Source organism: Streptomyces sp. Y309 (assembly GCF_056712025.1).
The window spans coordinates 3315698-3333522 of record NZ_CM160048.1 but is presented as its reverse complement, the minus strand read 5'-3'; the positions used below and the strand labels follow the sequence as shown (position 1 = coordinate 3333522).

Here is a 17825-nt window from a genome sequence, read left to right as displayed (position 1 = left end):
CGTTGGACCGGCCGGGGTGCGCCATATCACCCCGGCCGGTCGTGCTGTGAGGGCGACGGCGCGGCTAGGTAAGCCGCAACGCCCGGTTGAGGAAGTCGACTTGGAGGAGGAGCAGGTTTTCGGCGACCTGTTCCTGGGGGGTCATGTGCGTGACCCCGGACAAGGGCAGGACTTCGTGGGGGCGCCCCGCGGCGAGCAGCGCCGAGGACAGCCGCAACGCGTGCGCGACGACCACGTTGTCGTCGGCGAGGCCGTGGATGATCAGCATCGGCCGGTGCGGTTCGCCGGGGTCGACGAGCCCGTCGTCGGTGACGAGGGAGCTGTTGCGGTAGGCGTCGGGGGAGGTGGACGGGTCGCCCAGGTACCGCTCCTGATAGTGGGTGTCGTAGAGGCGGAGGTCCGTCACGGGCGCGCCGGCCACCGCCGCGTGGAAGACGTCGGGACGGCGCAGGACGGCCATGGCGGAGAGATAGCCGCCGAAGGACCAGCCGCGCATGGCGACGCGGTTCAGGTCGAGGGGGAAGCGCCCGGCGAGGGCGTGCAGCGCCTCGACCTGGTCGTCGAGGGTGCGGGTCAGGTCTCCGTTGATCGACTTCTCCCAGGCGGGGGAACGGCCTGGGGTGCCCCGCCCGTCGGCGACCACGACGGCGAAGCCCTGGTCGGCGAACCACTGCGAGGTGAGGTAGACGTTCTGCGCCTTGAGGACGCGCTGCGCGTGCGGACCGCCATACGGATCCATGAGTACCGGAAGCGGCCCGTCCGCCGGGTCGTACCCCGTGGGGAGCAGCACGGCGCACGGAATCTGCCGCGCGCCCCCTTCGGTGAGCGTCACGCGCGGGGTGAGCCCCGGCCGTTGGGCGTGCGAGGCGACGGTGGCCACCTGCTTGCCGTCGCGCAGCACGGACACCCGTGAGCCGGGACGGTCGAGAGTGGCCGAAACCAGCACGGTGACATCGCCCGCCCGCACGGCCGAATGCACCCCGGGCTCCTGCGAGACCCGCTCCACGCCGAGTTCGTTGACGCGGTAGACGTGCACCTCGCCGAGCTCCGGATCGGCGGCCCCCGGACCCGCGGACGCCGAGATCAGCGCGGAGTCCTCGGTCACGTCGAGCACCGCGCGCACATGGAGCGACGAACTCGTCAGCGGCCGCTCGCCCCAGGCGAGGACCCGCGCGCCGCCCTCGTCCGCGATCCGCACGAGCCGCCCGCTCGGCGACCAGCAGGGCGAGCCGGGGAAGAGTTCGAGCCAGTCGTCGTCCTCGTCGGCGTGCACCATCCGCGTCGAGCCGATCTCGGGGTCCACCGCGAGGTAGAGGGTGCTGCGCTGGTCGCGGGACTGCACCAGGAGCAGCGGCGCGCCCTCCGACGACCAGTGCACCCGCGCCAGGTACGGGTAGCGGGCGCGGTCCCACGCGACTTCCGTGCGCACGCCGTCCAGACCGACCACGAAGAACCGTACGTCCGCGTTGGCCGTGCCCGCCGCCGGATACGCGACCTTCGTCGGCTCCCGGTCCGGGTGCGCGGGGTCCGCGATCCACCAGCGCTGTACGGGCGCGTCGTCCACCCGCGCGACCAGGAGCCGGTCGGACTCGGGCGACCACCAGAAGCCGCGGAAGCGCTGCATCTCCTCGGCCGCGATGAACTCCGCGAGCCCGTACGTCACCGTGTCCGCCTCCACCGCGTCCGGTGCCGCGAGCGCCCTGTCGTCCCCGCCGTCGGCGCCCGTGACGCGCAGGGCGCCCCCGGAGACGTACGCGATGTGACGGCCGTCGGGCGAGGGCCGCGGGTCGATCACCGGTCCTGGCACGGGCAGTTCGCGCGCCGTGCCCGCGCGCAGCTCCGCGGCGAACAGCTTGCCGGACAGCGCGAAGGCGGCCAGTTCCACGGCCGCGTCGGTGGCGTACCCGACGATGCCCGCGCCGCCCTCGCGGCTGCGTTCGCGCCGCGCCCGCTCCGCCGCCGACAGATGCTCCTCCGAGCCGTCGAGGAGCACCTGCGGATCGGCGGCGACGCGTTCGGCCGCGTCCCCGTCCGCGAGGTCGAGGACCCACAGCCGGCCGGTCCGGTCGGTGCCTGAGGCGGAGCGTACGAAGACGACGCGGGAACCGTCGGGAGCCACGGTGAAGGCTCGGGGCGCTCCGAGGGAGAAGCGCTGCGTTCGGGCGTGCTGCCGAGGGAAGGAAAGCCGCTGCGCGGCACCTTCCTGGGGCCCGTCGGTTTCGGGGGTCTCGGTGGTCATTCCCCGAGCCTATGGCCGATGCGCCCCTCGTGCTGCGGTGCTCCGACTCATGTGGCCCGACACATAGTTATGATCCGTAGCGCTTGGTGGGTATGACCTTGCTGGCACGGTGAGTTGAGTCCTGTCGGCCAGACGCAGGGGGCGGCTCGGGGCAGCTCGGGACAGTGGGTCGGGATCTTTGTCAGGACACGGGAATGGGAGGTGAACCGCCGTGGCACTCTCGGTATCGGTGGTGCTGCTGCTGGCGATCATCGTGGTCATGCTGGTGCGGAAACAGGGGCTCAAGACGATCCACGCGATCGTGTGCGCGCTGCTCGGCTTCTATCTCGCCAGTTCGTCGCTCGCGCCGACCATCGATGAGCTGTCGACGAACCTCGCGGGGGTCATCGAGGACATCAAGTTCTGACGGTGCCCGATGGGCGTGGCCGCTGTCCGGCGGCCCGGGGAGGCCAGGGGGGGCGGGGGCCAACGGGGACGGGGAGGCCAACGGGGACGAGGGCTCGGGCCCGCGGCGGTGCGCCGCGGGCTCGTAGGCTGTTCCCATGACGGAACAGCCCGCCCGGCGCCTGCTGCTCGTGCACGCGCACCCCGACGACGAGTCGATCAACAATGGCGCGACCATGGCCAAGTACGCGGCGGAGGGCGCCCGAGTCACGGTGGTGACCTGCACGCTCGGCGAGGAGGGCGAGGTCATCCCGCCCTCGCTGGCGCAGCTGACCGCCGACCGGGAGGACGCGCTCGGCGCGCACCGCATCGGTGAGCTCGCCGCCGCGATGAAGGAGCTCGGCGTCGCCGACCACCGTTTCCTCGGCGGGACCGGCCGCTACCGCGACTCCGGGATGATGGGCATCGAGCAGAACCACCGCCCCGGCGCCTTCTGGTCCGCCGACGTCGACGAGGCCGCCGCGCATCTCGTCGAGGTGATCCGCGAGGTCCGGCCCCAGGTGCTCGTCACGTACGACCCGGACGGCGGCTACGGCCACCCCGACCACATCCAGGCCCACCGCGTCGCCATGCGCGCCGCGGACCTCGCGGCCGAGCCCGCCTTCCGCGCCGACCTGGGCGAGCCGCACACCGTCGCCAAGATCTACTGGAACCGCGCGCCCCGCTCCGTCGTCGAGGAACGCTTCCGGTGGCTGGCGGGCGCCCTCGGCGACTCGCCGTTCACGGCCACCGCCACGGTGGCCGACGTGCCGGGCGTGACCGACGACGAGCGCGTCACGGCGGAGATCGACGCGCGGGCCTTCGGGGCGGCCAAGGCGGCGGCGATGCGCGCCCACGCGACCCAGATCGAGGTCAGCGAGCCGCTGTTCGCGCTGTCCAACGGCCTGGCGCAGCCGATCTTCGACGTGGAGTACTACGAACTGGTGAGAGGCGAGGCGGGCACGGTGCGCGGAGTGCGCGAGACGGATCTGTTCGCGGGGCTCGACGGGCTCGACTCCGCGGGGCGCGACCGCGCGGGGCGCGACGCGGCGGAGACGGAGGGCGCGAAGTGAGCGCGCGGTCCAGGGCTTCTTCGTCGGCGGGCAAGTCGGCGGGGCAGGACGGGGTGGGCAAGGGCTCGTCTGCCGGGGGCTCGGCGGGCAAGGGCTCGACGGGCGGCAAGGCCTCGGCGGGTAAGTCCGCGGCGGGCAACGCCTCGGCAGGCAAGAGCGCGGCAGGCAAGGCCGCGGCGGGCAAGGCGGCCAAGGGTGCCCGTGCCGGGGGGGTGTCCGGGGGGAGCGGAAGAGGTGCTTCCGGGGGTGTCGGGCGCGGGGGAGCGGCGGCTCCCGCGCGTGGGGCCGCCGGTTCCGGTGGGTCCGGCGGGTCCGGTGCGGCCGCGGCGCCGGGAAGCTTCCTGGCGCAGCCGCTCAACGTCGCCCGCCTGGCCGCGTACGCCGGGCTCTTCGTGCTCGGCGCGGTCGTCGGCCTCGCGGGCGCGCTGGTCCAACAGGCGTGGTTCCCGGGCGGGTTGCTGCTGGCCCTCCTCGGCTCCGCGGGCGCCTTCTACGGCGGCTCGCGCGCCACGGGCACCCGGGGCGGGGCCGTGGCCCCCGCCGCGGGCTGGCTCGCCGCCGTCATGCTGCTCACGGCCACGCGGCCGGAGGGCGACTTCGTGTTCGGCGCGGGCATCGGCTCGTACGCGTTCCTGCTGGGCGGTATGGGCGTGGCTGTGATGTGTGCCACCCTCGGGCAGTCACCGCAACCGGGCCCGTCCGACGCCCGACTTGGCAAGTGACGTACCACTTGAACCCTTGTCCTGCACGGGTTTGAAGCCGGTCACGGGATGCCCGTGGGCGGCGGCCAGTATGGTGGTGCGCGCCGCCGAGCCGCCCGAGTGGTCGAGACGGGCGGCGGAGCCAACCAGGAGAACCTGCCTTGAGTCGTGAAACTGACAGTTCGTCCTCCGGTCCCCAGGGGCGCACGGGAGCTGCGTACCCCTCGGGGACGCCGCCGTACGGCTCGCCCGCACAGGGCGCCACGCCCGACGGCGGCCCGGACGGCGTCGGCCAGGGGGCCGGCGACGAGCGGAACGACGAACCCAAGACCGAGACCACGCTGACCACCCGCATCCGGATCAACATCCCCGGTTCGCGGCCGATCCCGCCCGTCGTGATGCGCACGCCGGTCGGCGACGGCGACGGCGAGAGAGGCACCGACCCCACGCGCGCGGACGGCGCCGGGAGCGCGGGTTCGGGCGCGAGCGCGGGTGCCCTCAGCGGCGCGGGCGCGACGGGGCTCTCCGGTCCTTCGGCCACGGGGGCGTCCTCCGCGCCCTCGTCCGCCGCCTCCGCGGGCTCCGCCGCCGGTTCTCCCTCCGCGGCGCCGCCGCAGGCTTCCGCCGGGGATGAGGACGGCGACGAGAAGACGAGTGACTGGTTCGCGCCGCGCAAGAGTTCCCCGAAGGGTGGGGCGGCTTCGGGAGGGGAGACTCCTTCCGGTTCGCCTTCGTCTGCTTCTTCCGGTCTGCCCGGCTCGGGTTCGGGTTCCGGCACCGGTTCGTACGACGTGTCCGGTGCCGTCGCGGCCGGGCCGCTGGGGTCGGGAGGACCGGGCGGCGGCGAGCCGCAGCGCGGGGACCTGCCGTACTTCTCCGGCGGCGAAGGCGACTACGGTCCCGCCGGGCCGACCGGGGGGCCGGTGACCGGCGACGGTCCGATGCTGCCGCCCACGCCGCCGCAGGCCCAGCAGGGCGGGTACCCCGACGGTTCCGACGCGTACGACGACCGTGGCGGTACGTACGACAACGGACCCTACGGTTCCGGGTCCGACGCCTTCCCCGACGGCTCGGGCCCCCTGGGCGACGGCCTCGGCGGCCCCGGTGGCCCCGGCCGCATGAGCGACGACACCGCCATCCTCACCCCGCAGAAGCCCGTGCCCGGCGGCCCGGGCGGCCCCGGCGGCCAGCGCCCGCCCGGGCCCGGCGTCCCCGGTGCGGGCGCCCCCGGCGGCAATGTCTCCGGCGACACCCTGAACAGCGGCATCCCGGTCGTCCCGCCCGCGCAGAACTCGCCGTTCGCGCCCGGCGCGCACCTGGAAGAGCCGGGCCCGCACACCCCGCCCAAGCTGCCCGAGCCGGTCAAGCCGAACGTGCCGGCCGCGCCCGCGCCCAAGAAGAAGGGCCGCAACAAGCTGGTCCTCCTGGGCGGCCTGGTCGTCGTCCTCGGCTGCGGGGCGTACGGCGCGGGCCTGTTGATGAACCACGCCGACGTACCGAAGGGCACCACCGTCCTCGGTGTCGACGTCGGCGGCGGCACCCGCGACGAGGCCGTGAAGAAGCTCGACGCGGCGCTCGGCGAGCGCGTGAACAAGCCGCTGAAGCTGACGGTGGGCGGCGACCAGGTCACCCTGAAGCCGGACCAGGCGGGCCTCACCCTCGACAGCCAGGCCACCGTGCGCGAAGCCGCGGGCAGCGACTACAACCCGGTGTCGGTGATCGGCGGCCTCTTCGGCGGCGAGCGCGTCGTCGAGCCCGTCATGCCCGTCGACGAGGAGAAGCTGACGGCCGCCCTGGAGCGCTCCGCCGGCGGTTCCGGCTCGGCCAAGGAGGGCACGGTCAAGTTCGTGCCCGGCAAGGCCGTCCCCGTCTACGGCAAGGCGGGCAAGGGCATCGACGCCGAGAAGTCGTCGACGGCGGTCGCCGAGGCGTACAAGAAGCAGGTCGAGACCGGCAGCGCGGGCACTGTCGCGGTGCCCGTCACCAACCGGAAGCCGCGCGTCTCGAACGCCGAGGTCGACCGGTTCATGAAGCAGTTCGCCAAGCCCGCCATGTCCGCCAACGTCACGATCACGGCGGGCGGCAAGTCGATCCCGCTCGGCCCGGCGAAGTCGCTGCCGCAGGTGCTCGGCGTGAAGGTCGTCAACGGCGGCAAGCTCGTCGAGACGTACGACCTCGCAGCGCTCAAGCAGCTCTACGGCAACACCTTCGACGGCATCCTGATCCAGCGCGGCAACGGCAAGAAGACACCGGTCCAGCCGACGGACGTCGCCCAGGCGATGGGCAAGGCCCTGCGGGGCAAGACGACGGCGGAGCGGACGGGTGTGATCGAGACGAACGCGAACTAGCGCGGCTGTTTCCGAAGGCGCCGGGCGGGTCCAGGTTTCTGGCCCGCCCGGCGCCTTCGTGTGTGCCGTCCGAGCCGTCCGTCACCCCGCCCGCATGACATCTGTCATGCGGATGTCACCACAGTCGACACTGCCGTCGCACCGCTCTGACCAGCAACGATGGTGCACATGACGACGACAGTGACAACCACGGCGGGACGTGCGGCCCGCCCTGCCGCGAGCGCCGTGCGGTTCGACGCGGTGACCAAGGCCTACGGCGACGTACGAGCCGTCGACGGCCTGAGCCTCGACCTGTACCCCGGCGAGACGGTGGCGCTGCTCGGGCCGAACGGTGCGGGCAAGTCGACCACCCTCGACCTGCTGCTCGGGCTCAAGACCCCCGACAGCGGCACGGTGAGCGTGTTCGGCACGAGCCCGCGCGAGGCGATCACCGCGGGCCGCGTCGGCGCGATGCTGCAGAGCGGCGGCCTCATGGACGAGGTCACCGTCCGCGAGCTGGTCCGCCTCGCCTGCGCCCTGCACCCGCGCCCGTACCGCGTGAACGACGTCCTCGCCCACGCGGGCATCACCCAGATCGCCGACCGCAAGGTCAACAAGCTCTCCGGTGGCCAGGAGCAGCGCGTCCGGTTCGCGCTCGCCACCGCAGGGGCCAACGACCTGGTCGTCCTGGACGAGCCGACGACCGGCATGGACGTGACGGCGCGCCAGGCCTTCTGGGCGACCATGCGGGAGCAGGCGGACCAGGGCCGCGCGGTCCTGTTCGCCACGCACTACCTGGAGGAGGCCGACGCGATCGCGGACCGGGTCCTGGTGCTGCACCGCGGGAGGCTCCTCGCGGACGGCACGGCCGCCGAGATCAAGGCGAAGGCGGGCGCCCGCAAGGTCAGCTTCGACCTGGAGGAGCTGTACGAGCACGACGGGGAGCTCGCCCTGGAGCTGCGGCAGCTGCCGTTCGTGTCCACGCTCGACGTGTCCGGGCACACGGTCCGGCTCCAGTCGACGGACGCCGACGCGACCGTGCACGCGCTGTACGGCCTCGGCGTCTACCCCCGCAACCTGGAGGTCGCGGGCCTCGGCCTGGAGCAGGCGTTCGTCGCGATCACGGCGGCGGAGGAGGCGAAGGCAGCATGACGACCGCGCCTACCAACACCCCGGCCGCGCGCACCAGCACCCCGGCCGCGCCCACCGACACCTCGTACGCCACCTCGCCAACCGGCACCACGGAGACCCCCATGACCAGCCCGCGCAGCACCGCCGCCTTCACGTCGGGAGCCCTCGTCAAGCTGGAGCTGACCCGCTCCCTGCGGAACAAGAAGTTCCTGTTCTTCTCCGTGCTCTATCCGGCGATGCTCTTCCTGATCATCGCGGGCGGAGCGGACAGTTCCACCCGGGTCGGGGACAGCGGGCTGAGCATGCCCGCGTTCATGATGGTGTCGATGGCGTCGTTCGGCGCGCTGACGGCCGTCCTCATGGGCAACAGCGAGCGCATCGCCAAGGAGCGCGAGAGCGGCTGGGTGCGCCAGCTCAGGCTGACGAGCCTGCCGGGCCGCGGCTATGTGCTCGCCAAGACGGCCAGCGCGGCCGTGGTCAGCCTGCCGTCGATCGTGGTCGTGTTCGCCGTCGCCGCCCTGGTCAAGGACGTACGCCTGGACGCCTGGCAGTGGCTCGCGCTGACCGGCGCCATCTGGGCGGGCAGCCTGTGCTTCGCCGCGCTCGGCGTGGCCGTCGGCTATCTCGCGACGGGCGACTCGGTGCGGCCGATCGCGATGATCCTGTACTTCGCGCTGTCCGTGCTCGGCGGCCTGTGGATGCCGGCGACCACGTTCCCGACGTGGCTCCAGAAGGTCGCCGACTGGCTGCCCACCCACGCGTACGCCGCGCTCGGCCGGTCCATCGAGCTGGGCGACGCGCCGCACGCGGGCGACGTCGCGCTGCTTGTGGCGTACTTCGTGCTGTTCGCGGCGGGCGCCGCGTGGCTGTACCGGAAGGACACACTGAAGGCGTGAACGAACCACTGGACCTCGACGACCGCCGTCACCCCATGCACAGCTTCGGCCGCGCGCCCACGGACCGCCGTGCGGCCCGCGCGAAGCTCGGCTGGATCGGCATCTGGCTGGTCTTCATGGCGGCGCCGGTGAAGGACCTGGCGGACGGCGGCCGCTCCGCGGCGGCGACCGTGCTCGGCTCGCTCGGCCTCGCCGCGTTCATCGGCTGCTACCTCGTCCTGGTCTTCCGCTACACGACGAGGGTGCTCGTCTGGCGCTGGGTGTACGTCACGTACGGGGCGCTCGTGGTCCTCGCGGCCGCCCTGTCGACCGGCATGGACGCCGCCTGGCTCGGCCTGTGGGTGTACGTCGCGGTGTCCGCGGGCGCGGTCCTGCCGATGCGGCAGGCGCTGTGGGTGATCCCGTCCGTCACCGCGCTGATGCTGGCGATCGGCGTGTACGCCCAAGGGGTGGGGGTGGCCGACATGGTCACCGGGCTCGGCGTGACGACCTTCCTCGTCGGGTTCGCGATGTCCGGCGTACGCCATCTGATCCGTACGACGGTCCAGCTCCGCCAGGCGCGGGCGACGGTCGCCCAACTGGCCGCCAACGAGGAGCGGCTGCGGCTCGCCCGCGATCTGCACGACCTGCTCGGCCACTCCCTGTCGCTGATCACGCTGAAGAGCGAGCTGGCCGGGCGGATGCTCCCCGGCCACCCGGACAAGGCCGCCCAGCAGGTGGCGGACATCGAACAGGTCAGCCGCCAGGCCCTGGTGGACGTGCGCGAGGCCGTCACCGGCTATCGCAGGCTCACCCTGCCCGGACAGCTCGCCGGGGCCCGCACGGCCCTCACGGCGGCGGGGATCGACGCGGAGGTGCCGCTGGAGGTTCCGGACGGGGGGCGCAGGTCCGGCGGGGAGGATGTGGCCGACGAGCAGTGTGTGGCCGACGAGGACCGTGTCGTGGCCGACGAGGAGCGTGTGGACGACGAGGAGCGGGAGGCCGCCCTCGCCTGGGCGCTGCGCGAGGCGGTCACCAACGTCGTGCGGCACAGCGGCGCCCGCCGCTGCACGGTCGGCCTCGCCCGCCGCCAGACCCTCGCGGGCCCCGTCCTGGAGCTGGTCGTCGAGGACGACGGCGTGGGGCCCGCGCCCGGCAGTGGCCCCGGCAACGGCCTGACGGGGCTCACGGAGCGGCTCGAGGCGGTCGGCGGCGCCCTCGACGTCACCTCGGGCACGGGCCCCGGCACCCGCACGGGCCCCGGCCGCGGCCCGCGGCGGCAGGGCGGTGACCGGCCGGGATTCCGGCTCGTCGCCCGCGTACCCATGGGGCCGGGCCCGGCGGAGCACGCCGCGCCCACCGCCCTAGGATCGTCCGCATGACCGGCACGCACAGCCCCGCGGAGGCCACCGGGCCCGCACCCGACCGCCCCACCGACGCCGGTGAGGGGCAGCCCATCCGGGTGCTCCTGGCCGAGGACCAGTCGATGGTCCGCGAGGCGCTCGCGGCGCTGCTCGGCCTGGAGCCGGACATCGAGGTCGTCGCGCAGGCGGCCCGGGGCGACGAGGTCCTGGCCGCCGCCCGCGCCCACGCCGTGGACGTGGCGCTCCTGGACATCGAGATGCCCGGGCGGACCGGCATCGAGGCGGCCGCGGAGCTGCGGGCCGCGCTGCCGGAGCTGAAGGTCGTCGTGCTCACCACGTTCGGGCGGCCCGGCTATCTGCGCAGCGCCATGGAGGCCGGGGCGGTCGCCTTCCTGGTCAAGGACGCGCCCGCGGCCCAGCTCGCCGACGCGGTGCGCCGGGTGCTCGCGGGGGAACGCGTCATCGATCCCACGCTGGCGGCCGCCGCCCTGGCCGAGGGCGCCAACCCGCTGACGGACCGCGAGCGCGAGATCCTGCGCGCCGCGGCCGACGGCGCCACGAACGCCGAGCTCGCCGCCGCCCTGCACCTCTCCCAGGGCACGGTCCGCAACTACCTCTCGACGGCCATCCAGAAGCTGGCAGCACGCAACCGCGCGGAGGCGGTAGGCATCGCACGGGAGAAGGGCTGGCTCTGAGCCGGTCGCTCCGCGCCGGTCCGAGCACGCAGGCCTAGTTCAGCCGCGCCCGCGCCGCCCGCGCCTGCAGTCGTACCCGGTCCGCCGCCCCCTCGTCGGCGGCAGCCAGCGCGTCGGCGTACGTGTCGAGTTCGGCGGCACCGGCATGGAAGTCGCCGCGCTGGACGAGGAGCTGGGCGCGGTCGTAGTGCAGCCGGTCCGCGTGCGCGGGAAGCAGCAGGGACAGCTCGACGGCCCACAGGGCGACGTCGGAACGCTCCGGGCGGGCCGCGGCCCACGCGCGGATGTTGTTGAGGACGCGCTGCACGATGTCCAGCACACCGGCGGGCCGCAGCATCGCGGCGTCGAGCGGCGCCCCGGTGGCCCCCGCCACCAGCAACTGCGCGTCCGTAGGGCTCAGTACCCGCCCTCCGTCGAACGGATCGGCCAGCACGCGCTCCTCGTACGCGTCCCGGGCGCCCCGACCACCACCGGCGCCGCAGCCGCCGTACGCGCCGCATGCCCCCTGGGCGCAGACGTCCGGTGTGCCGAAGCCGACGACGAAGTGGCCGGGCAGGGCGACACCGTGGACCGGGGCTCCGGCGCGGCGGGCGACCTCGATCCAGACGACGGAGAGCAGGATCGGCAGCCCGCGCCCGCGCCGCAGGACCTGGTGCAGCAGGGACGACTCCAGGCGCTGGTAGTCGCCGGGGCGGCCCCGGAACCCGCAGCGCGCGCCGAGCAGGTCGGCGACCGTGGCCGCCCACGCGCGCGGGCACGCCGGGCCCGTGGGCAGCAGGGCCGCGAGCCGGTCGAGGGTCCGGCGCGCCGCCGCGATGCCCGGCTCGTCCAGCGCGGGATCCGCCTCCGCGCCGATCAGCAGGCACAGCCGCGCGAGATCGGGCCGCTCGGCCCTGGCCTCGGCGGCGAAGGCCCGGCGCCACCGCGTACTGCGGGCAGGTCGGGGGTGCATACGTCCCTGGTGCCCGGCCGGACCGATCGCTACCGGTCCTCGCGACGGCCAAGCGGTACGCCACCGGGGTTTGCAGGTACGCCGTCCAGCTCATACGTAGGAGGCGCACCGCGGCAGCCGGGCTTCGCCCTCAGTTGAGCTTCGCCCGCGCCGCCCGCGCCTCCAGCCGCACCCGCTCCGCCGTCGTCGGCTCGATCGACTCCACCACCTCGGCGTACTCCTCGAGACCCCGCGCCCCCTCGAGGAAGTCGCCGCGCTCGACCAGCAACTGGGCCCGTTCGTAGCGCAGCCGCGCCGGGTGCGCGGGCAGCAGAAGGGACAGTTCGAGGGCCCACAGCGCCACGTGCGAGCGCTCGGAGCGGGCCGCCGCCCAGGCGCGGATGTTGTTGAGGATGCGCAGCATGATGTTCAGGGGATCGGCCGCCGTCAGGAGCGAGGGGTTCAGCCTGCCGCCCGACGCCTGCGCGACCAGCTGCTCGGCGTCTTCGGTGGACAGCAGCCGCCCGCCGTTGAACGGATCGGCGAGCACCTGCCCCGGCTTGCCGTACGCGTCGGGGGAGCCGAAGCCGACGACGAAGTGGCCGGGCAGGGCGACGCCGTAGACCGGGGCGCCGGCGCGGCGGGCGACCTCGATCCAGACGACGGAGAGCAGGATCGGCAGCCCGCGCCCGGTCCGCAGAACCTTGTGCAGCAGGGACGACTCAAGACGGTGGTAGTCGGCCGGTGTGCCGTGGAACCCGTGCCGCCCGCCAAGGAGCTCGCCGACCGCGGACGCCCACTCGCGCGGGCCGCCCGGCCGAAAGGGCAGCTCTCCGGCGAGCGTGTCCAGCTGGATCTGCGCCGCGTCGATGCCCGCCTCGTCCAGCTCCGGGTCCGCCTCCCCGCTCAGCAGCAGGCACAGCAAGGACAGGTCGGGCCGCTCGGCCCTGGCCTCGTCGGCGAACCTGCGCCGCCATTCACTGGACTTCGCGGGCTGTGCGCGCATCCGTGCCTCTGTCGTTTCTGTCTGGTCCGTCTGGTCTGTCTGGTCTGTTTGGCGTGTCCGGTACCGGTGGGATCCGCCGGTGGGGCTCGTCTGTGGTGCGATGTGCTGTCGTATGTGGTGCTGCGTGCTGTCGTACGTAATGCGGGGTGCCGGCCGCATCGCCTCATTGCCGCAGAGGCAAATTCCCGTGGGACCTTAGCCGTAAGCGTTCGTACCACTGGTGACTGGCCGTATCGAACCGCTCATGCCCGCGCTCGCTGTCCGCACTCTTCGCGGTCCGGACCGTCCAAGTCTTGGCCGTTTCCGTCACGCCGCGCAGTCACGACGGTCACGTGGCGTGCGGCTCCTTGTAGTGGTGGTAGCTGTGATGCGCCGCGAAGCCCATCCCGTCGTACAGCGCCCGCGCGCCGCCGTTGTCCTCCTCCACCTGGAGCCACGCGGCCGACGCGCCCTCGTCGAGCGCCCGCCGGGCCAGCGCCGTCATCACGGCCGTGGCCAGGCCCGCGCGCCGCCGCGCCGGATCCACCTCCACCGCCATGAAGCCCGCCCACCGCCCGTCGACCACGCACCGCCCGATCGCCGCGGGCGGCCCGTCCGCGGCGGGCACGGCAGCGAACCACACCGACGGTCCGCTCGTCAGCACCTCGAGCACGTGCGGTCCCGGCTTCCCGGACCGCTGGTAGCGGCCGAGCCACGCCTCGTCGACGGTCCGCGAGAGGACCACGCGGTCCGTGTCCGCGTCGAGGTCCCCGACCTGGGCGAGCCCGCCGACCCACACCTCGGCGCTGACCTCCCGCTCCCAGCCGCGCTCCGCCAGCTCCGCGCAGAGCAGCTCCTGCGTGCCCTCGGCCCCGGTCGCGGTCTGCACGTACGCGGGCAGCCCCCGGTCGGCGTACCAGCGCCGCACGAACGCCAGCGCGTCGTCGAGCGGGCGGTCCGGATCCCCCAGCGGCAGCACGGAGTTGGCGCGCCGCGTGAACCCGGACGCCGCCCGCAGCTCCCACCCACCGAGCCGCTCGCTCTCCACCGGCCGCCAGGACCGCGCGGTGACCCGCGCCAGCTCCTCGTACGTCGCCGCGGGACCGCGCCGACGGGCCGGAGCCGCGGGCACGGTCTTCCCGGCGACCAGCGTGCGCTCCGGGATGCGGACGATTTCACCGTCCCGTCGTGTGATCACCACCACACCGTTGTCCCACGATGTGAGAACGCCGACGGTGTCGGTGAACCCGCCGCCTCGCGCACCACTCTCGTCCAGGCGTCGGACAGAGACACGTTTGCCCACGTCAGAAGGGGCAATTCGGACCTCGAGTCGTCCGCCCGCAGTGAATTCCACAGCTCTGTACGCCCCTCCTGTTCGGATCATGCCCGGGAACGGAGATACTAGGTGCGGGCATCGACGACGCCGCGCTCCCGCGCGCCAGGCGAGCGGAGCCTGAGGACGGCCCGCCAACGCCCGTATCGAGGAGGAACGACAGCGTGACCTACGTCATCGCGCAGCCTTGTGTCGACGTCAAGGACAAGGCGTGCATCGAGGAGTGCCCGGTCGACTGCATTTACGAGGGCAACCGGTCCTTGTACATCCACCCGGACGAATGCGTCGACTGCGGAGCCTGCGAACCGGTCTGCCCGGTCGAGGCGATCTTCTATGAAGACGACACTCCGGAAGAGTGGAAGGACTACTACAAGGCGAACGTCGAGTTCTTCGACGAGCTCGGCTCGCCCGGCGGCGCCAGCAAGCTCGGCCTGATCGAGCGCGACCACGCCTTCATCGCCGCACTGCCGCCGCAGAACCAGTAGCGGCCGCCTGGCGCCGCCCCGGTCCCGTACGGCATTTCGCGCTGTACGGGACCGGGGCGTTTGTACAGCGCTCGCGCGGAACTACGTACAGAACTACGCACCACTGGAGCCCGTCCGTGTCAGCCTTCTCCGACCGTCTCCCCGCCTTTCCCTGGGACAGGCTCGAGCCCTACAAGGCCGCGGCCGCCGCCCACCCCGACGGCATCGTCGACCTGTCCGTGGGGGCGCCGGTCGACCCGGTGCCCGAGCTGATCCAGAAGGCGCTGGCGGAAGCGGCCGACTCGCCGGGCTATCCCACGGTGTGGGGCACTCCCGAGCTGCGCGACGCGATCACCGGCTGGTGCGAGCGCCGTCTCGGCGCCCGCGGTCTCACCCACCGGAACGTGCTGCCGGTGGTCGGCTCCAAGGAACTGGTGGCCTGGCTGCCGACCCAGCTCGGCCTCGGCCCTGGTGACAACGTGGCCTACCCGAGGCTCGCCTACCCCACGTACGAGGTCGGCGCGCGCCTGGCCCGCGCGGAGTACGTCGCGTACGACAGCCCGACCGACGTGGACCCGGCGGGCCTGAAGCTCCTGTGGCTCAACTCGCCCTCCAACCCGACCGGCCGCGTCCTGTCGAAGGACGAGCTGACACGCGTCGTCACCTGGGCGCGCGAGCACGGCGTGCTCCTGGCCAGCGACGAGTGCTACCTGGAGCTGGGCTGGGAGGCGGAGCCCACGTCGGTCCTGCACCCGGACGTGTGCGGCGGTTCGTACGAGGGCATCGTCGCGGTGCACTCCCTGTCCAAGCGCTCCAACCTCGCCGGCTACCGGGCGGCGTTCCTGGCCGGCGACGCCGCCGTGCTCGGCGACCTCCTCCAGATCCGCAGGCACGGCGGAATGATGACGCCCGCCCCGACGCAGGCGGCGACGGTGGCCGCGCTCGGCGACGACACCCACGTCCACGAACAGCGCGAGCGCTACGCGGCCCGCCGCGCGGCCCTGCGTGACGCCCTCCTGGGGCACGGCTTCCGCATCGAGCACAGCGAGGCGAGCCTGTACCTGTGGGCCACGCGGGACGAGTCGTGCTGGGACACCGTCGCCCACCTCGCGTCGCTCGGCGTCCTGGTGGCCCCCGGCGACTTCTACGGCGAGGCGGGGCGGAACTTCGTCCGCGTGGCCATCACGGCGACGGACGAGCGGGTGGCGGCCGCGGTGTCGCGGCTGCGGTGAGGTGTGTGTCCCGGACGACCGGACAATGCTGAAGGGGTGCGGGAAGCTGACTGCTTCCCGCACCCCTTCGGTGTGTACGCGTTCGGCGTGTACGCGGCCGGATCAGCCGAGCGGCAGCTGCGGGAGCCCGGACGTCGGCGCGCCCTTGCCCAGCGAGTCGCCGGCCAGCCCGCTGTCGGTGGCGGTGTCCGTGGTGTCGCCGACCACGTCACCGGCGGTCTCGGTGACGTCACTGCCGACCTGCTGCGCGGCGGGCGCGGTGGTCCTGACGCTCTTGCCCAGGGCCTGCCCCACGGCCGGAGCGCCCTTCTTCACGGCCTTGCTTCCGGTGTGGCCCGCGAGGTTGGTGACCTTCTGGGCCGTGTCGTCGACCGTGTCACCCACGTTGGCACCGTCCAGGGTGGTGATCCCGCTGAGGTCGCTGGTGGCGGGGAGTTCGGCGGCGCTGGCGGAGCCGGCCGCACCGACCACGGGTGCCGCTCCCGCCGCGACGAGCAGTGCGGCACGGGCGATCCGACGGGTCAGGGGGAGGGACATGATGCTCCTTCAGACGGAGAGAACGTTGAGGTGTCCGGCCGTCCCGCGGTGCGGATGCGGTGCGGATACCGGCGCTCGGACGCAGTGACTACCGCTCGAAGCTCCCGAAGGTTGCGGTGCGCCAACGTAAAGAGTTGGTAATGCGTCGCATTATCGGCTCCGGATAAAATCGGGCAAACGACATTCATCCCGAAAGGGCCCGATCCGCTCGACGCCCTTTGTTTACAAGGGTTGTGGGGCGTGCGCCGCGAACCTCCGGAAGATCCGCTTCCGGCGTCATCGCGCGGTGATCGCGATGCCCCCTACGGGTGAGCGGCCGCACTACTGCCCAGTGACGATTCGGACCTCGGCGGCCGACTCCGGCCCTCCGTGGCGGCCGTCCGCGGCGCCGGGGCTGTCGCCCCCAAGGGGTTCGCCCCGAGGGGCGGAGCCGTCGGCCGCGGAGCTGGAGCCGTCGGCCCCGGAACCGGAACTGCCGTCTCCGGAACGGGAATTCACCCTTGCGGGCTCGCTATTCTCGCTCTTTTCGCGCACTTGGGACTTCTCGGGACCGGGCTTCGTCTTTCGCCACCCATCCCCAGAATCCCCGGCTTTCCACTCGCGGCCCGCGTAGGAGACCCGTTCGATGTGGAGCGCGGAGGCGTTGGCCACGGCCCAATGGGCCAGCTTCCAGCCGCGTTGCGCGGGCGCCCGCGCCGCCGCCGTGCCCGTCACGGGGACGCGCACCACCTTCGCCGCCGCCTTCTCGCCCGCTGCCTTCTTCCCTTCCGGCTTCCCTCCCGCGCCGCCGCCCTTCGGCGACGCGTCGTCCCCGAAGTCCCGCGCGAGCGCCCGGCGCACCTCGGCCGGGCCGCCGGGGCCGAGGTCGGGACGGCCGTCGCAGGTGAGGGTCGCGGGTGCCCGGCCGGTGAGCGCGGCGGCGAGCAGGGCGGCGTCCGGCTCGTGCTTGGCGTACGCCCGTGGGAAGCCGCTGCGCTGCACGCGCTGTGCGGCGACCGTCAGGGGCAGGTGCGTGTATCCGGGGACCTGGTCCAGGCGGGCGTAGAACCGCCCGGCCGCATACACCGGGTTCATGATCTGGCGTTCGGAGCCCCAGCCCTGTGAGGGCCGCTGCTGGAACAGGCCCAGCGAATCGCGGTCGCCGTGGCGGATGTTGTGCAGGGCGGACTCCTGCAGCGCCGTCGCGAGGGCGATCGTCACGGCGCGCTCCGGCATCCCGCGCCGGGTGCCGACGGCCGCGACCGTCGAGGCGTTCGCGGCTTGCTCCGCGCTCAGTTCGTACGCCGCTCCGTCGCCGGTGCCCGACACCACCGTGCACCGCGGTTCGGGCTCCCCGGAGACGTACTGCATCACCACATATCCGGCGACCGCGAGCAGCACGACGACGGCCGCCCCGATGCGCGGGAGGCGGCCGCGCCGGACGAGTGACGTGGGCTCGGACACGCGAACCAAGGTACTGGAGCCCACTGACAGTGACGGGACGGGCGCGGCGAGTCGGGTCCGGGCGCGGCGAGT

16 protein-coding genes are annotated in these 17825 nt (G+C 73.3%); 10 read left to right on the top strand and 6 right to left on the bottom strand.

Features of this window, described 5'->3' with window-relative positions; genetic code table 11:
- Positions 1-64: 64 nt before the first annotated feature.
- Positions 65-2239, bottom strand: coding sequence for a S9 family peptidase (locus tag AC0KTA_RS12805; protein WP_481055242.1), 2175 nt, complete (start codon positions 2237-2239; stop codon positions 65-67).
- Between the two features lie 211 nt (positions 2240-2450).
- Here AC0KTA_RS12805 and AC0KTA_RS12800 point away from each other — a divergent pair, with 211 nt between their 5' ends.
- From AC0KTA_RS12800 to AC0KTA_RS12765, 8 genes are all read left to right on the top strand, one after another.
- Positions 2451-2645 (top strand): hypothetical protein, encoded by a 195-nt coding sequence (locus AC0KTA_RS12800; protein ID WP_030359751.1) that lies wholly within the window; start codon positions 2451-2453, stop codon positions 2643-2645.
- 136 nt (positions 2646-2781) lie between these two features.
- On the top strand, positions 2782-3735 hold the full coding sequence (gene mshB / locus AC0KTA_RS12795; RefSeq protein ID WP_481055241.1) for an N-acetyl-1-D-myo-inositol-2-amino-2-deoxy-alpha-D-glucopyranoside deacetylase: 954 nt from the start codon (positions 2782-2784) through the stop codon (positions 3733-3735).
- Positions 3736-4076: 341 nt separating this feature from the next.
- Positions 4077-4457: a DUF6113 family protein gene (locus AC0KTA_RS12790; protein ID WP_481056405.1), complete on the top strand. Its 381-nt coding sequence runs from the start codon at positions 4077-4079 to the stop codon at positions 4455-4457.
- 140 nt (positions 4458-4597) lie between these two features.
- Positions 4598-6784 (top strand): hypothetical protein, encoded by a 2187-nt coding sequence (locus AC0KTA_RS12785; RefSeq protein ID WP_481055240.1) that lies wholly within the window; start codon positions 4598-4600, stop codon positions 6782-6784.
- 159 nt (positions 6785-6943) lie between these two features.
- Positions 6944-7915 (top strand): ABC transporter ATP-binding protein, encoded by a 972-nt coding sequence (locus AC0KTA_RS12780; protein WP_481055239.1) that lies wholly within the window; start codon positions 6944-6946, stop codon positions 7913-7915.
- Positions 7916-8016: 101 nt separating this feature from the next.
- Positions 8017-8790 (top strand): ABC transporter permease, encoded by a 774-nt coding sequence (locus AC0KTA_RS12775; protein ID WP_481056404.1) that lies wholly within the window; start codon positions 8017-8019, stop codon positions 8788-8790.
- A 35-nt stretch (positions 8791-8825) separates the two neighbouring features.
- A complete protein-coding gene (locus AC0KTA_RS12770) occupies positions 8826-10151 on the top strand; it encodes a sensor histidine kinase (protein ID WP_481056403.1) in 1326 nt (441 codons plus the stop codon).
- The gene (locus tag AC0KTA_RS12765) at positions 10148-10828 is read left to right on the top strand and encodes a response regulator transcription factor (protein WP_481055238.1); all 681 of its coding nucleotides are present in this window, start codon (positions 10148-10150) and stop codon (positions 10826-10828) included. The genes AC0KTA_RS12770 and AC0KTA_RS12765 overlap by 4 nt, the downstream gene beginning before the upstream one ends.
- A 34-nt stretch (positions 10829-10862) precedes the next feature.
- Here the strand turns inward: AC0KTA_RS12765 and AC0KTA_RS12760 are convergent, their stop codons facing one another.
- The 3 genes from AC0KTA_RS12760 to AC0KTA_RS12750 form a co-directional block, all read right to left on the bottom strand.
- A complete protein-coding gene (locus AC0KTA_RS12760) occupies positions 10863-11780 on the bottom strand; it encodes a transglutaminase family protein (protein ID WP_481055237.1) in 918 nt (305 codons plus the stop codon).
- A 130-nt stretch (positions 11781-11910) separates the two neighbouring features.
- Positions 11911-12765: a transglutaminase-like domain-containing protein gene (locus AC0KTA_RS12755; RefSeq protein WP_481055236.1), complete on the bottom strand. Its 855-nt coding sequence runs from the start codon at positions 12763-12765 to the stop codon at positions 11911-11913.
- Between the two features lie 328 nt (positions 12766-13093).
- A complete protein-coding gene (locus tag AC0KTA_RS12750; RefSeq protein ID WP_481055235.1) occupies positions 13094-14098 on the bottom strand; it encodes a GNAT family N-acetyltransferase in 1005 nt (334 codons plus the stop codon).
- A 143-nt stretch (positions 14099-14241) separates the two neighbouring features.
- Between AC0KTA_RS12750 and fdxA the strand changes: the two genes are divergently transcribed.
- Positions 14242-14562 carry a ferredoxin gene (gene fdxA, locus AC0KTA_RS12745; RefSeq protein WP_058849731.1) on the top strand — a complete coding sequence of 107 codons (321 nt, stop codon included), beginning with the start codon at positions 14242-14244 and terminating at the stop codon, positions 14560-14562.
- 116 nt (positions 14563-14678) lie between these two features.
- Complete coding sequence (locus AC0KTA_RS12740; RefSeq protein WP_481055234.1) at positions 14679-15773, top strand: bifunctional succinyldiaminopimelate transaminase/glutamate-prephenate aminotransferase; 1095 nt, start codon at positions 14679-14681, stop codon at positions 15771-15773.
- Between the two features lie 102 nt (positions 15774-15875).
- Here the strand turns inward: AC0KTA_RS12740 and AC0KTA_RS12735 are convergent, their stop codons facing one another.
- Both AC0KTA_RS12735 and AC0KTA_RS12730 read right to left on the bottom strand, forming a co-directional pair.
- Positions 15876-16310: an ATP-binding protein gene (locus tag AC0KTA_RS12735; RefSeq protein ID WP_481055233.1), complete on the bottom strand. Its 435-nt coding sequence runs from the start codon at positions 16308-16310 to the stop codon at positions 15876-15878.
- A 321-nt stretch (positions 16311-16631) separates the two neighbouring features.
- Positions 16632-17753, bottom strand: a complete 1122-nt coding sequence (locus AC0KTA_RS12730) for a VldE C-terminal domain-containing protein (protein WP_481055232.1) — start codon at positions 17751-17753, stop codon at positions 16632-16634.
- Positions 17754-17825: the final 72 nt, after the last annotated feature.